The organism is Anabaena sp. CCY 9910, assembly GCF_963920875.1.
Taxonomy (GTDB): domain Bacteria; phylum Cyanobacteriota; class Cyanobacteriia; order Cyanobacteriales; family Nostocaceae; genus Trichormus; species Trichormus variabilis.
In genome coordinates this window covers 1-15,482 of the sequence record NZ_CAWUDJ010000001.1, presented here as the reverse complement: position 1 = coordinate 15,482, position 15,482 = coordinate 1, and the positions used below count along the sequence as shown (strand labels likewise).

The following is a 15,482-nucleotide window of genomic DNA, read 5'->3' as shown; positions in this document are numbered from 1 at the left end:
GAGTATTGATGTTGCTGTTAACTAATCAGCTAAATCAATTTATTCATGCAGGAGAAAGAACTATGCTCTCATCAATCCTCATAGCGGCTCAAGCCACCGTACCCAACACAGGTACAACCTGGAACTGGAATGGCACACCTATTATCATCGCTAGTTGTCTATTAGTACTTTTAATTGCCGGCAGGTCGATTCGCTATCCCCATGTAGGGACAAAGATGCCTTTGCCTTTCCCTTCAATTTTCAATAATCCCAGCGTTGCCACATTTTTGGCATCTATGAGTTTTGGTCACATTATTGGCGTTGCTGCCGTGTTGGGATTGGCTAATCTTGGTGTTATTTAATTAACTTATCTGCAATCCCACTCTCTCCTCTCAGGCTACGGTCTATGGGAAAACCAAAAAATAAATTATCCAAAATTGATGGTTTGGAGAGTGCATCAGTGCCATAGAACCTAACTACATTCAGAAATTATTCATACTGACGCACCCTTGTATATTTTTTATTTTTTGTGTGTAGCCCGTAAATACTTGGGAGAGGAATAATTCTCACTTGTCTGAAGATGCTGGTAGAGAAGAATGATAGTTATGATAATTTTTCATTGATTTAAATAAAGAATACGTAAAAATACGGTCGTTAATCTTCAGTTAACCTAAATTTATATTTGCTTTAACTTTTGACCAATAAATTCTCGGATGTACCTGTAATTGACAGTCAACTCAATTTCATCTGAAAACTTCCGACTAATTTAGTCTACTCAGCAATGAGTAATAAAACTCCGCCAGCCTTCATTTCAGGCTTGTGGGGAAGTTTTCGTGCTACGAATTTGCGGCACAACATCAACAAATCAGGCATTAGTTATTATATCCAAACCATGACTATCCAAAAGCTTATCGCCATAATAGCTCCATCTTTTATTCTGTTAGGAGCAATGTTGGCTCCAGCAGAAGCAACTACCCTCAAACCGATAGGTACTTATAGTACAGGTCTATTTGAGCAGGGTGGTGCAGAAATTCCAGCTTACGATCCTGTAAGTCAAAGGCTATTTGTGGTTAATGGGGGGACTAGTAGTATTGATGTCATCAGTATTAGTGATCCGACTAAACCCTCATTCTTGTTTAATATCGGTATTCAAGACTACGGTAGAGGAGTTAATAGCGTCGCTTTTAAGAATGGCTTACTGGCCGCAGCTATTGAAGATTTCACGCCCCAAAATCCGGGTAAAGCTGTATTTTTTGATGTTAACGGCAACTTAATCAATTCTGTAAATGTTGGAGCATTGCCAGATATGCTCACTTTTACGCCAGATGGCAAACGTGTCTTAGTAGCCAATGAAGGTGAGCCGAATGCCAACTATACAGTTGATCCGGAAGGCTCAGTTAGCATTATTAATATAGCTGACTTCAGTGTCGTCAATGCTGGTTTTAGTCAGTTCAACAGTCAAATCAATCAGTTACGGGCAGATGGAGTGAGAATTTTTGGCCCTAACGCTACTGTTGCTCAGGATTTAGAGCCAGAATATATAACTGTTTCCTCTGATTTTACTAAGGCTTGGATATCGTTGCAAGAAAATAATGCGATCGCCACCTTAAACCTGATTACAAATGAGATTACCAATATCAGCCCTTTGGGCTTTAAGGATCATAGCCTGCCAGGGAATGGTTTTGACGCTAGCGATCGCGATAATGCTATTAATATCTCTAATTGGCCTGTCTTGGGAATGTATCAACCCGATGGCATAGCTTCCTATACAGTGAATGGCAAAACTTATATTGTCACCGCTAATGAAGGTGATGCCAGGGATTACGCTGGTTTCAGTGAAGTAGTGCGCCTGGGTAGTAATCAGTATCTCCTTGATCCTACAGTGTTTCCGAATGCTAGTGTTTTAAAAAACACTGCTAATTTAGGTCGTCTCAATGTCACTAGAACTTTAGGCGATGAAAACAAAGATGGTTCGTTTGAAAAGATTTACTCCTATGGTGCGCGTTCTTTCTCTATTTGGGAATCGGATCAGACTACGGGTAAGTTAAAGTTAGTGTTTGATAGTGGCGACCAATTTGAACAAATTATTGCCCAACGTCTACCCGCGTTTTTCAACTCTAATAATACTGAAAATAGTTTTGATACCCGTAGCGATGACAAAGGGCCAGAACCAGAAGACGTAAAGATTGCAAAAATTAACGGTCGCTTTTACGCCTTTGTTGGCTTAGAACGGGTGGGAGGTGTGATGGTATATGACATTACTAACCCAGCCAAACCTGTTTTTCTAGACTATGCTAACAATCGTGATTTTACAGTTCCTCTACAAAATCCAGGTGGTAAGACTAACCCAGCAGCCGGAGATTTAGGCCCAGAAGGCTTACTATTTATCTCAGCAGCAGATAGTCCCAATAAGAAGCCTTTGTTAATTACCGCCAATGAGATCAGTGGAACAACTACCATCTACTCTCTGGATATAGAAACAGTCCCTGAACCCGGAACTATGCTTGCTTTAGGTGCTGTTGTTTCAACTACCATCCTTAGAGTAAAGCGCAGACGCTAAGTCAAATTTCTTTGGTAATGGCTAACTAACGCCTTGTGCAACTTTCTCTAGAACCTAACCCCCAACCCCTTCCCTACAAGGGAAGGAAGGGGAGTAATAATTAAAGAGTCATTAGTCCAAAGCAATAAAACAATAACCATTGACTAATGACTACTAAACCATTCTCTTTTCTATATACTGACCTATCATTAATTGCTCACCAGCACGAGAAATAATAGTTTGTCTGGTGCGATATTTGCTACCAATTAACTTTAATTCTTCCTCAAATACCGAACCATTGTATTCGGTTCGCAAACATAAGGTTTTGGGGTTAGGAAAATTATACTGGGCTGTGACTGGTTTAGATGTGGCAAAACCGCGATCGCGGTACAAGGTGTTTCCTAAAGCACCAAACAGTGTGGAACCTTGAGACTCACTCCTGTTTTTTAGAACATCTGTACTGCACCATGTCACCTCTGCACCACAGATCAAAAAAACTGACTCAGCTAATTCATGTATCTGAGCCAGTTTTTGTAATTCATCGCAACCTTGTTCCAAAAATCGGATAGTAATCATACTCACCATCTCCTTGGTTTCACCGTCAGGGAGAGTATAATAACGCCTTTGCGAACGCCACTGACCAACCGACTCTTGAAAAAACTCGATGATTTGGGATTCATCAACGGTGTGTGCAAGTTTTGACAGCGATTTCACTCGTGATTGTCCTCACCTAAAAGGCAGAAATAATTGATTTTGTCTATATAATATATCGTAGCTAAAAGCAATTTATGTTCAGAAAATTTAATATATTACCGAAATCTTTTAAAATTGCCTATAACATTGCTAGTGTTTTTGCTAATATTTGTGTATATTTAGTAAAGCTAAATATTTGCACCTGATAATTTTTAGGGAAAAAAGCTAGAGACTAATTTTAGTTTCTTAAAGTTCCCTAACGGAAATAACTTTTATACCGATATAAAAAATTCATACACCTTACATAGCCAAATCAAATATCAAACACAATCCTGCAATTGCGTAAATAGAGTAGTAGCTAAATCTGTTTTGACTTTATCTCGTAAAAGTAGTAACGTTTGACACAAAAAAGTTCTTGGATAAACTTGGTTTATTCTCAATATTATTTTTCAGCCAGCATGATATGTACATTATTGCTAGGTAAAAAAGGCTGTTATTTTAAAAGCTTCCACAAACAAGAAAACAAACCATAAATGATTTTCAACCAAAATCCACAGCAAAAATCATGAAACAGCAAACTTACCCAGCGACAAGCCAGTTAATAAATACAAAATTACAATTTAGCGGTGAAATATCTGCCCACAGACAGATATTTCCTGACTGGCAATGTGCAAAACATAGCTTATTTGTTGCTTGTTTGTTGAGTGTGGGTGTACTAACAGCAAGTTGCGGTTCTCTACCCAAAGAAACAGCCGAAGCCCAATCTCAGCAACGTAGAGGTGGAGAACGAGGCGGGGTAGCACCTGTAGATGTGGCGATCGCCCGTAGAGAAAGACTAGAGACACAACCAGAGTATACAGGTACTACCACACCATTTAGAACAATATCACTGCGATCGCAGGTAGAAGCGAGACTCTTAGCTTTGAACTTAGATGTAGGTGACACAGTTAGACGAGGGCAGAACGTCGGACAACTAGATGACATCATATTATCCACAGACCTCAAGCAAGCAGAAGCCGAACTCGCAGCTTTGGAATCAGAAGTAGCTAGAGCGACAACCCAGGTAAGTAATGCCCGCACCCAAGTGGAACGGGCAAGACTCGAAGTCGTACAGGCTGAAGCAGATGCCCAACGTCAAGAGAGATTATTTAAAGAAGGAGCTATATCCGAGCAAGCCGCCGAGCAAGCACGAACACAAGCAAAAACAGCTACTCAAGCACTCCGCGCAGCTACTGAGCAAGTCCGAACCGAAGAACAAGCTGTTGCTGCTGCCAAAGGTAGAGTATTTGCCCAAAAAGCCGTAGTTGCCCAAACAAAAGAACGCCGCTCATATACACGCCTCACATCCCCCCTTAATGGTGTAATCACCGAGAGAGTCACAGAGCCTGGGAATCTCTTACAAGCTGGAGGAGAAGTTTTAAAAATTGCTGACTTGAGCCAAATTAAAGTAGTAGTGCAAGTCTCCGAATTAGAACTAGGACAAATTCAAGTCGGACAATCTGTACAAGTACGCTTAGATGCTTTCCCCGATAAAGAAATCATCGGTAGAGTCACCCGTATTTCCCCCACCGCCGATGCTACAGCTCGTTTAATACCAGTAGAAGTAGTAATTCCTAATAGTCAAGGCAACATTGGTAGTGGATTGCTAGCAAGAGTTAACTTTGCCAGTCAAACTCCAGAACGAGTAGTAGTCTCACAAACCGCAATTCAAAGGGAGGGCAGAAACCAGCAATCCGCCCCAAAAACCCCAAGACAATCACAAAATCAAAACGGCACACTGTACGTAGTTACAGATAGCCAAGGCAAGCCAACTGTCACAGCACGTACAGTCACTTTAGGAAAAAGTGCTGATGGCAAAGTAGAAATTTTATCTGGCTTACAACCTGGAGAGCAGTACGTCGCACGTAGTGGTAGACCCTTAAAAGATGGGGAAAATGTACGTCTTTCAATTCTTTCAGAGCAAAACCCTGCGAGGAATTAAAAATTCAAAGTAAAGATTTAGTTTGCGAATTTTTAATTTTGCGGAAAGTTGCGGTGCGGGGGTTCCCCCCGTTGAGCAAACTTTCCAAGACGAATTTTGAATTGGAGCGCAGCGACTCATGCAGCAAGTAAATAAAAGTAGCGGATTTAGTATTAGTACCGTATCAATTCGCCAACATATCGGTACACTAATGCTCACCTTAGCAGTTATGGTGCTGGGTGTATTTTTCATTATCAATTTGCCCGTAGATTTATTACCTTCAATTACCTATCCCCGCATTGGTGTGCGGATAGAAGCACCTGGAGTTTCTCCAGAGGTAGCAATTGATGAAGTGACAAGACCTTTGGAAGAAGCCTTCTCGGCAACAGAAGGTGTGGTACAGGTTTTTTCTCAAACTCGTGAAGGACAAGTCAGTTTAGATTTGTTCTTTCAACCAGGAGGTAATATTGACCAAGCTCTAAATGATGCTACTGCGGCTTTCAACAGAGCTAGAAACGGCTTACCAGACACAATTGAAGAACCGCGTCTATTTAAAGTTGATCCTTCCCAGTTACCAGTATACGAATTCGCCTTAACATCCCCCTCTTTAGAAGGGCTAGATTTACGAGTGTTTGCAGAAGAAGAACTAGCCCGCGAATTGGGTGTTGTTTCTGGAGTAGCTGGAGTAGACGTATCTGGCGGAGTGCAAGAAGAAGTCAGAGTTAATATTGATTTAGACCGCCTGCAAGCTTTGGGTGTAGGTTTAAATGATGTTCTAAATGAACTCAGAAACCGCAACGTTGATATTTCTGGCGGTCGGATTTTAGGACAAAATTCCGAACCTTTAACCCGTACAGTTGGACGCTTTCAAAGTGCCGACGAACTCAGAAATCTGTCCTTTGAAGTCTCCACATCTTCCTCCAATTCCCAGTCCCCAGTCTCCAACCGCCGCGTTTATCTCCGGGACTTTGCCCAAATTATAGATGGTTCAGAACAACAACGAATATATGTCTCACTCAACGGTGAGCCAGCCGTCAAAGTCAGTATTCAAAAGCAACCAGATGCCAACACAATTAATGTTGTTGATGCTGTCAAAAAACGTTTAGAGGAACTGCGACAATCTAGCCTATTTCCCGAAGGTACAGTGATTACACCTACCCTAGATGAATCAAGATTTATCCGTAACTCTATATCCAATGTTACCAGTTCTGGATTGATAGGGACAGCATTAGCAGCGATCGCTGTCCTTCTCTTTCTTGGTTCCTTACGACAGACCTTTATTATCGTTATCGCTATCCCTCTAGCCACTCTAGCCGCTATCATCTTGATGGGGTTATTCGGCTTATCCATCAACGTCTTTAGTTTAGGTGGTTTAGCCTTGGGTGTGGGTATAGTCGTAGACAACTCCATCGTCATGTTGGAGAGCATTGCCGAAGGCGTGGGCATGACTCCTGGTAAGGATAGTAAAAGCAGGCTCAGTCACAAGCAACTAATTGCTCAAGCAGAAACCAGCAGCCAAGAAGTCGAATCGGCTCTAGTTGCTTCTACGAGTACCAACTTAGTGGCAGTGTTGCCGTTTCTACTTATTGGTGGTTTTATAGCCTTATTATTTAACGAATTAATTCTCACCATCACCTTTTCTGTTGCCGCTTCCATCGTCATTGCTGTAACAGTTGTGCCAATGCTTGCTTCTCGATTATTAGGCTGGAAATTTTCCAGTGGCTTGAGCAACTTTTGGCCATTACGGAAATTCAATGAGCGTTTTGAAGCAGCTACGCGAGGATATGGTAGATTTTTAGCTGGCATCTTACGCTGGCGATTAGTCACAGTAGCGATCGCTATTCTCCTGTTTGGTGGTGGTAGTTTATGGATGGCTCCCCAAATTCCCCAACAAATCCTCCCCCGTATTAGTACAGGACAAGCCAGCTTATTCGCTCAGTTCCCACCCGGTACGCCCTTAGAGACTAACAGCAAAGTCATGAGCGCGGTGGATGAAATTATTCGGCAACAGCCAGAAACAGAATATACTTTCACGACTGCCGGTGGTGCTTTATTTGGCACCAATACCAATGCTAACCCCTTACGAGGTACCAGCACCATCACCCTCAAGCCAGGCACTAATGTAGATACTTATGTCGAACGAGTTACCCAAGAATTAAATAAACTAAACTTAGCAGGTATTCGTTTACGCTTGGCTCCTGGTCAAGTACGGGGTTTAATTACCAATAACTCTCCTGTACGCAATGCCGACGTTGATGTGATTCTCCAGGGTACTGATGCAGACACATTACAACAAGCTAGCCGTCAGGTATTAGCAGCCTTAGAAGAACAAGCCACCCAAGTGAGATTTCGTCCCGATGCTGATGAACGACAACCAGAAATTCAAATCTTGCCCGACTGGGAAAGAGTTTCTGCATTAGGACTAACTACTAGAGATATCGGAGACACAATTCAGACCGCCCTAGAAGGCAGCGTACCCACACAACTGCAACGGGGCAACCGCTTGGTAGATGTGCGAGTACAGTTAAATGAGTCAGCAGTACAAACAGGTTCTCAACTACAAAGACTACCTTTATTTGTTGGTAACAATCGGCAGGTTCGCCTCAGTGATGTCGCCAAAATTGTCGAAGCCCAAGCACCGGGAGAGATTCAGCGTATTAACCAACGCCAAGTTATCATATTTGCCGGAAATTTAACTGAAGGAGCTAGTTTAAGTCGCGCCATCGAACAGGTAAATAACGTCATTAGTAACCTAGAATTACCAGAAGGCGTAAGCGTTTTACCAAGCGCCGCCGCAGAATCCAATCGGCAACTACAAAGTTCACTGCAACTATTAGGCGGATTAGCTAGCTTTCTCGTTTTCGTCGTCATGGCAGTGCAGTACAATTCCCTCATTGACCCGCTAGTAATTATGTTTACCATTCCCCTAGCACTAGCCGGCGGGATTTTCGGACTTTACATTACCAATACTGCCATTGGTGCAACCGTCATCGTCGGTGCAGTTCTACTAGTGGGAATTGTCGTCAATAATGCCATCATCATGGTGGAATTGGCAAATCAAATCCGCGATCGCGACAAAGTTGACCGCCGCACTGCCATTTTGCAAGCTGCACCCCAACGCTTACGTCCCATATTAATGACCACCATTACTACTGTCTTGGGGATGTTTCCCCTAGCATTAGGAATCGGTGAAGGCTCAGAATTTCTACAACCATTGGGCGTAGTAGTGTTTTCCGGTTTATCCTTAGCAACATTACTCACACTATTCATCATCCCCTGCTTTTACACCTTACTCCATGATTTATTGAGTGGAGCCTGGAGTAAGCCAGTATTTATTTGGTGGCGGGTTTGGAGGAAAAGATTCACTTTGTAAAAAATTAGCTGTAATCACGTTGACGGTTGACTGTTCACCGTCAACGAAACTCATATATGATTGTGTGATTTAAGGCCGTCATAGCTTAAGGACAGGCGATCGCATTTATTGATTGAGCGCGCCACTGAACAACGTTACATTAAGTAAAGCACTGGAATACTATCCTAAAATCAACTAAGGGGGCAATTGAAAGAAGCCTTTCTCATAGTGAATAATTCTCACAAACCACCCACACGCAGCAGTAGTCGTCGGTAAGTGTAGAAATAGTCTTAAGTCCTCTCTCTGGTTTGGGTAGAAGAATTATACATAGCCTTGAGACTGATACCACAACACCGTATCTTTCAAAGTCTCCCTCAAAGGACGGAAGGTTGCGCCTAAATCTTGTTCGGCTTTGGCTGAACTTAACTTTGCTTTCTCAAATAAAGTCTGAATACCAGCTAGTGGCATGGGGTTAACTCCACCAGTCAAACCTGTTAACTTTTCCAAAAACCAAGCGATCGCGATCGCTATCCCATCAGGAATTTCCATTCTAGGTGCTTTGACCCCGGAAATCGCTTCCAGTTCTAAGGCAATATCTTTCATGGTTGTCAGTGGCCCCGCTACGATGTAACGCCCACCTCTTTCTCCTTTTTCGGCAGCTTTTACCATAACCGCCGCCACATCTCGTACATCAGTCAATGCAGCACCACCATTAATTACCCCAGGCAGTTTACCTGCCAATAGGTCTAACACCAGTTGTCCCGCAGAAGTTGGTGCAGCATCTCCAGGCCCCATCATCCAACCAGGCAGAATCATCACTATGTCTATTTGGCTGGTGTTGAGAAAGCGGTAAATTTCCTGTTCTGCCAAAATCTTAGTTTTGAAATAGAGATTCTGTTCGGCAAATTTATTGTAAGGTGCGGTTTCCGTGGCTGCCTGATGTGGATAAGTCTGAATTACCCCACTGGATGAGGTAAACACTACCTTTGCTACCCCCTGCGCCTCTGCTGCTTGTAGAAGTTCCATCGTGGCATCTACATTAATGCGCTTCATCTTCTGCCAGTCACTACCCGGTTGGTAATACTCCCGGAAAAAAGCTGCCGTGTGAAACACCGCATCTACTCCCTTTAATGCCTGAGTAAAGGCAGGTACATCTTCAATATCACCCTGAATAAATTCAATGCCACTATCACCCAGGAAACGTTTGGCTTTATCAAGAGAACGAACTAAACCTTTTACTTGCCATCCCTGAGATACAAGCGCTCGGCAAAGATTACTACCCAGCAGACCTGTTGCTCCAGTCACAAAAGCTATTTTGCCGCTCATGATATTTATTCCTGTTGATCTTATAGCTTGTAAACCCAGTCTGAACATTGCTAGTGTGAGTTATTACTCACATCATATCTTGCAGTATATGAGCAAAAACTCACATAGTCAATCCCCAGGTAATAAACAAGTGAAGTCATCAGTTTTAAAAGAAGATAATCTTCAGAAAAGCCGACGCAAACCCTCAGGCGATCGCGGCCGGCAAAGACGTGATTTAATCCTCGATACGGCTGCTGATTTGCTAGCAGAGGGAGGGACTGAAGCCATCAATACCAACGCCTTAGCAGATCGCGCCAATATTTCCATTGGGTCAGTGTATCAGTACTTTTCCAACAAGGAATCCATCCTCACCGCCTTAGGGGAACGATATATGCAGCAATTAAGCAGGAATACCGTGGCTGCTTTACAACAGGATGTCTCCGGTCTAGATTTTGCGGCTATGGTTGATCGAGTAATTGACCCCATGATTGCCTTTGAGCGCCAGCATCCCGCTTTTAGACATTTAAACGCCGGTCAAGAAGGGGAAGGCATCCTGGCTGAAGGGGCCAAACGAGTCGATCAAGAAATACTAGCAACCATCTATGATTTGCTGCTGAGAGTTTGCCCTCATCTCCACCCCACCCAAGGTTGGCAAATTGCGCGGGTGACAAAAGCCCTTTATAAAGGCATGAGCTATTTAATCCAGCAAGAAAAAGAGATTCAAAACGCCGGTGGAGATATTAACGACATGATTGCTGATATGAAGCGGATGATGGTGACTTACTTAGAAGACCGGTTGGGACAATTAACTGTGGGATAGAGACAAGCGATCGCCCAATCAAAATACCCATAACCCGACTGTTGCAAATTAGTTAAATATTCTCTGCTGGTATCGGGCGCCAGATTGCACTGTCACTTAAAATAGTGATGTTTATTAAGTCAAAACCAGTGGACTGAAACATAGCGATCCATTTATGATAGATGATCGTGAGTTTTTTAAACAAACAGACCATGAGCGCTCAAGAAATTATCCGCTCCATAGAAGCGGAACAACTAAAATCTAATCTGCCCGAAATTTACATCGGTGATACCGTCAGAGTCGGTGTGAAGATTAAAGAAGGTGATAAATATCGTGTGCAACCCTATGAAGGCGTTGTCATCGCCAGACGCAACGGTGGTATTAACGAAACAATTACCGTCCGCCGAGTATTCCAAGGCGTTGGCGTAGAACGGGTATTCCTACTGCACTCACCCCGGATTGACAACATCAAAGTACTACGTCGTGGTAAAGTAAGACGTGCTAAACTTTATTATCTACGTGGTCGCGTAGGTAAAGCCACCCGGATCAAGCAACGGTTCGACCGTTCTCTATAATTTTTGTTCAGGGTATGGGAGAAATCTCAGTGAATCGGCGGCATCTGCCGCTAGTTAACTCGACAAAACTATGGTAGAATGGTAACCTAGTTATGTTAAACTAAAAAAAGTTTGACACAAACTAAAATCAAGCCAGCTTGTGCGCTCTTAGTTCAGTTGGTAGAACGCAGGTCTCCAAAACCTGATGTCGGGGGTTCAAGTCCTCCAGGGCGCGCTCGAAAGTAAAAAACACAGCCCGAACCAGTGGTACAACTGCTAAGATAGCAGGAAGTACTATTGATTTCGGGTGTAGTTGTTTTATACTTGCAGCTTTTTTGCTTCCAGTTAATTTTGATGGAATTGAAGCTGTCAACCTGGATGAAAATTAGCAGAGTTATAGCTGTATTGAGTAAAGACGGGGGATAAACGACCGTGGCCAAAAAAAATGAAGCAGAAATCGCAGAGACTTCTGGTGGGTTTAACTTTACCAACTTCTTCCAAGGAACAAAAGAAGAATTAGAGAAAGTAGTTTGGCCCAGTCGCAAGCAACTAATAAGTGAATCAGCAGCCGTGTTGCTTATGGTGACACTCTCCGCTTCCTTAATCTACTTAGTCGATGGATTGTTTGCTTGGGTAGCAAAGCAGGTATTCTGATGACTTCTGCGACAGACGAACCAACAAACTCGGCGTTGCAGTCAGAGGAAACAGCAGAAACAGCACTTACAGAAGCACGCTGGTATGCAGTACAAGTAGCCTCAGGCTGCGAAAAGCGGGTAAAAACAAATTTAGAGCAACGCATTCAAACTTTTGATGTGGCGGAAAAGATTGTCCAGGTAGAAATTCCCCACACACCAGCAGTCAAAATCCGTAAGGATGGCAGCCGCCAACACACAGAAGAGAAAGTATTTCCTGGCTATGTGTTAGTGCGGATGGTGATGGATGATGATACCTGGCAGGTGGTACGTAATACATCCCATGTAATTAACTTTGTGGGAGCAGAGCAAAAACGTGGTACAGGCAAAGGCCGCGGTCACGTTAAACCACTACCCCTAAGTCACTCAGAAGTAGAACGTATCTTTAAACAAACCACAGAACAAGAGCCAATTGTCAAAATTGACATGGCTAGTGGTGATAAGATAATCGTGCTTTCTGGCCCATTCAAGGACTTTGAAGGTGAGGTAATTGAGGTTAGTCCAGAACGGAGTAAACTAAAAGCCTTGCTATCGATCTTCGGGCGAGACACACCAGTAGAACTGGAATTTAATCAGGTAGAAAAACAGAGCTAAATAAAAAATGGCGAAGAAAGTAGTAGCGGTCATTAAATTGGCCCTGAATGCTGGAAAAGCCAACCCAGCACCCCCAGTTGGTCCCGCCTTGGGTCAACATGGTGTTAATATCATGATGTTCTGCAAAGAGTACAACGCCAAAACAGCCGACCAAGCTGGGATGGTAATTCCTGTAGAAATATCGGTTTATGAAGACCGGAGTTTCACATTTGTACTCAAAACCCCACCAGCATCTGTATTAATCCGTAAAGCAGCGAAAATTGAAAGAGGTTCCAACGAACCTAATAAGAAAAAAGTTGGCACAATTACCACAGCACAACTGCGGGAAATTGCCCAAACTAAACTGCCTGACCTCAACGCTAACGACATAGATGCGGCCATGAAAATTGTGGCAGGAACCGCCAGAAATATGGGTGTGACAGTCACCGATTAGTTAAAAATTCCGAGTTAATAGTGATGGGTATAGTGATCAGCACCTACTACTCAACACTTGCTACTCATAACTAAAATTTATCGGGGGAGAAGCCAAGCTTCGTAACCGACCCCAGGAGATAACAATGACAAAGAAAGTATCACGCCGCTTGCAAGAGTTGCAAGCAAAAGTTGAAGATAGAGAATACGGGCCTTTAGATGCTCTGAACCTGTTGAAAGAGACAGCCACAGCAAAATTTGCCGAAGCTGCGGAAGCACATATCCGCTTAGGTATTGATCCAAAATATACAGACCAACAATTACGGACGACAGTTGCACTACCCAAAGGTACAGGGCAAATTGTGCGAGTAGCTGTAATTGCTCGTGGGGAAAAAGTTACAGAAGCCTCTAACGCTGGTGCTGATGTATTTGGCTCAGAAGAACTGATTGACGAAATCCAAAAAGGCCGCATGGATTTTGACAAGTTGATCGCCACACCAGATGTCATGCCACAGGTAGCAAAACTTGGTAAGATGTTAGGCCCTCGCGGTTTAATGCCTTCTCCAAAAGGTGGTACGGTTACATTTGACATAGCAAGTGCGATCGCTGAATTTAAAGCAGGTAAGCTAGAATTCCGGGCTGACCGTACAGGCATTGTTCATGTTATGTTTGGTAAGGCATCCTTCTCGCCAGAAGATTTGTTGGTAAACCTGAAGGCGTTGCAAGAGACGATTGACCGTAACCGTCCTTCGGGAGCCAAAGGTCGCTACTGGCGCACATTTTATGTGTCTGCCACAATGGGGCCATCTATTAGAGTCGATATTAACGCTCTGAGAGATTATAAACTGACTGAAGCTGCATAATCGAGGTAATGGGTGATGGTTAATAGGTAATGGATACAATACTATTACCAACGACTAATAACCAAAACTAAATATGCGAAGCCGGAGACAGCAGGTGCTAACAGCTTAAATACCCTGCCGAGGTTAAAGCTCTCTTACTCAATGTGACGTGAAAAATAATGCGTCGCTTTAGTAATCAGAGTCTTGAGACTAAACCCCGGCTGAGATAGTCGGGGTTTATTGTTATACCCTGGTCAGAAAAAATCATCAAAAGAGCCATCGACGATTATTTTGAGGAGGTGAAACCGACATGGGTAGAACGTTAGAAAATAAAAAAGAAATTGTAGCTGACCTTAAAGAAACTTTGGGTGAGTCTACTTTGGCACTGGTAATTGAATACCAAGGGCTGACAGTTGCTGAAATTAGCGACTTACGGCGGCGGCTGCGTCCTAGTGGTACTGTCTGCAAAGTAACTAAAAATACTTTGATGGGTATTGCCATTCAAGATGACGAAAAATGGCAGCCTCTGTCGGAGTTGCTCAAAGGTTCTTCAGCATTTTTGCTAGTTAAAGAAGACTTTTCTTCTGCGATTAAAGCATACCAAGACTTCCAAAAAGTTACCAAGAAGACAGAACTTCGCGGTGGCGTAATGGAAGGGCGCTTGCTCAAAGAACCAGATGTCAAAGCTTTAGGAGACTTGCCATCCAAGGAACAACTCATGGGTCAAATTGCTGGAGCTATCAACGCTTTGGCTACCAAGATTGCTGTGGGTATCAACGAAGTTCCTGGTGGCTTGGCGCGCGCTTTGCAAGCTGTCGCTGACAAAGAAAATGGCGGCGATGATAGCGCTGCCTAATTAGTAGTTAGCTGTTGTTAGCAGTTAATAAAAATGACAACTGACAACGAACAACTGACAACGAACAAATAACTAAATCAACATTACGGGAGTTATATCAATGTCTGCTGCAACCGATCAAATTTTAGACCAATTAAAATCTCTGTCTTTGTTAGAAGCTGCTGAGTTAGTTAAGCAAATTGAAGAAGCTTTTGGCGTAAGTGCTGCTGCACCCGTTGGCGTAGCTGTGGCTGCTCCTGCGGCGGCGGCTGCTGCTGAACCAGTAGAAGAACAAACCGAGTTTGATGTCATTCTCGACTCAGTTCCTGCTGATAAGAAGATTGCAGTTCTGAAGATTGTCCGCGAAATCACTGGTCTAGGCTTGAAAGAAGCTAAAGACCTAGTAGAAGCTGCACCTAAAGCAGTTAAGGAAGCGATCGCTAAAGATGCTGCTGAAGATGCTAAGAAGCGGATTGAAGAAGCTGGCGGTAAGGTAACAATTAAGTAATTAAGCCATCAGGCATCAATTACTCAAATATTCTTACTATAAAAAAAGGAGTCCAATGAGACTCCTTTTTTGTGTTTATTGCGCTGTGTGTGTCAGTCGTTATACCAATTTGAAAAAAGAATGGGATAAATGAACCAATACGGTTCAGTTAACGTTGTCAGCTTATCGATTTCAGAAGAACCAAGACTTGGGGGATTCTCCCCCAAACCCCCGATTGGGGGACGGTTGCGTCCCCCAAGCCCCCTCCAAAAAATAGATCTGTTTTATGTCTAGCAGTTAATTTATTTTCTTAACTGAACCGTATTGACAAATGAACCATCTGTAGAGACGCGATTCATGAGCCAGCGCGTTGCGGGGGTTCCCCCCCTGAAGGGGTGACAAAGAAGCTACAAAGCAGACTGGATAAGAGACATAGCACG

The 15,482-nt window shown here is 43.3% G+C and carries 14 protein-coding genes, 1 tRNA gene and 1 other annotated feature; of the genes, 13 read left to right on the top strand and 2 right to left on the bottom strand.

All coding sequences use genetic code 11. The features are described 5' to 3' along the window. Positions 1–62 precede the first annotated feature (62 nt). Both psaK and ACM5QX_RS00070 read left to right on the top strand, forming a co-directional pair. Positions 63–341 carry a photosystem I reaction center subunit PsaK gene (gene psaK / locus ACM5QX_RS00075; RefSeq protein WP_414752240.1) on the top strand — a complete coding sequence of 93 codons (279 nt, stop codon included), beginning with the start codon at positions 63–65 and terminating at the stop codon, positions 339–341. Between the two features lie 419 nt (positions 342–760). Beyond that, positions 761–2,539: a choice-of-anchor I family protein gene (locus ACM5QX_RS00070; RefSeq protein ID WP_414751863.1), complete on the top strand. Its 1,779-nt coding sequence runs from the start codon at positions 761–763 to the stop codon at positions 2,537–2,539. A 153-nt stretch (positions 2,540–2,692) separates the two neighbouring features. On the opposite strand, the gene ACM5QX_RS00065 is transcribed toward ACM5QX_RS00070, so the two are convergent. Further along, entirely contained in the window at positions 2,693–3,232 is a 540-nt protein-coding gene (locus ACM5QX_RS00065) for a phycobiliprotein lyase (RefSeq protein WP_414751862.1), read from the bottom strand. A 544-nt stretch (positions 3,233–3,776) separates the two neighbouring features. Here ACM5QX_RS00065 and ACM5QX_RS00060 point away from each other — a divergent pair. Both ACM5QX_RS00060 and ACM5QX_RS00055 read left to right on the top strand, forming a co-directional pair. Continuing rightward, entirely contained in the window at positions 3,777–5,192 is a 1,416-nt protein-coding gene (locus ACM5QX_RS00060) for an efflux RND transporter periplasmic adaptor subunit (protein WP_414751861.1), read from the top strand. 118 nt (positions 5,193–5,310) lie between these two features. Further along, positions 5,311–8,544: an efflux RND transporter permease subunit gene (locus ACM5QX_RS00055; RefSeq protein WP_414751860.1), complete on the top strand. Its 3,234-nt coding sequence runs from the start codon at positions 5,311–5,313 to the stop codon at positions 8,542–8,544. A 300-nt stretch (positions 8,545–8,844) separates the two neighbouring features. On the opposite strand, the gene ACM5QX_RS00050 is transcribed toward ACM5QX_RS00055, so the two are convergent. Then, the gene (locus ACM5QX_RS00050; RefSeq protein ID WP_414751859.1) at positions 8,845–9,849 is read right to left on the bottom strand and encodes an SDR family oxidoreductase; all 1,005 of its coding nucleotides are present in this window, start codon (positions 9,847–9,849) and stop codon (positions 8,845–8,847) included. An 88-nt stretch (positions 9,850–9,937) separates the two neighbouring features. Between ACM5QX_RS00050 and ACM5QX_RS00045 the strand changes: the two genes are divergently transcribed. The 9 genes from ACM5QX_RS00045 to rplL all read left to right on the top strand — a co-directional run bounded on the left by ACM5QX_RS00045 (position 9,938) and on the right by rplL (position 15,063). Next, the gene (locus tag ACM5QX_RS00045; RefSeq protein WP_414751858.1) at positions 9,938–10,648 is read left to right on the top strand and encodes a TetR/AcrR family transcriptional regulator; all 711 of its coding nucleotides are present in this window, start codon (positions 9,938–9,940) and stop codon (positions 10,646–10,648) included. 191 nt (positions 10,649–10,839) lie between these two features. Continuing rightward, positions 10,840–11,202: a 50S ribosomal protein L19 gene (gene rplS, locus ACM5QX_RS00040; protein WP_041456214.1), complete on the top strand. Its 363-nt coding sequence runs from the start codon at positions 10,840–10,842 to the stop codon at positions 11,200–11,202. Between the two features lie 141 nt (positions 11,203–11,343). After that, positions 11,344–11,416: transfer RNA gene (locus tag ACM5QX_RS00035), tRNA-Trp, on the top strand. 197 nt (positions 11,417–11,613) lie between these two features. Further along, positions 11,614–11,835, top strand: a complete 222-nt coding sequence (gene secE, locus ACM5QX_RS00030) for a preprotein translocase subunit SecE (protein ID WP_010999422.1) — start codon at positions 11,614–11,616, stop codon at positions 11,833–11,835. Continuing rightward, positions 11,835–12,467 carry a transcription termination/antitermination protein NusG gene (nusG, locus tag ACM5QX_RS00025; protein WP_011319321.1) on the top strand — a complete coding sequence of 211 codons (633 nt, stop codon included), beginning with the start codon at positions 11,835–11,837 and terminating at the stop codon, positions 12,465–12,467. The genes secE and nusG overlap by 1 nt, the downstream gene beginning before the upstream one ends. 7 nt (positions 12,468–12,474) lie before the next feature. Then, positions 12,475–12,900: a 50S ribosomal protein L11 gene (gene rplK, locus ACM5QX_RS00020; protein WP_010999424.1), complete on the top strand. Its 426-nt coding sequence runs from the start codon at positions 12,475–12,477 to the stop codon at positions 12,898–12,900. A gap of 124 nt (positions 12,901–13,024) precedes the next feature. Further along, positions 13,025–13,741 (top strand): 50S ribosomal protein L1, encoded by a 717-nt coding sequence (rplA, locus tag ACM5QX_RS00015; protein WP_414751857.1) that lies wholly within the window; start codon positions 13,025–13,027, stop codon positions 13,739–13,741. A 63-nt stretch (positions 13,742–13,804) separates the two neighbouring features. Then, positions 13,805–13,971: a sequence feature (ribosomal protein L10 leader region), on the top strand. Positions 13,972–14,030: 59 nt separating this feature from the next. Then, positions 14,031–14,576 (top strand): 50S ribosomal protein L10, encoded by a 546-nt coding sequence (gene rplJ / locus ACM5QX_RS00010; RefSeq protein WP_011319323.1) that lies wholly within the window; start codon positions 14,031–14,033, stop codon positions 14,574–14,576. Between the two features lie 100 nt (positions 14,577–14,676). Then, the gene (rplL, locus tag ACM5QX_RS00005) at positions 14,677–15,063 is read left to right on the top strand and encodes a 50S ribosomal protein L7/L12 (protein WP_414751856.1); all 387 of its coding nucleotides are present in this window, start codon (positions 14,677–14,679) and stop codon (positions 15,061–15,063) included. Positions 15,064–15,482: the final 419 nt, after the last annotated feature.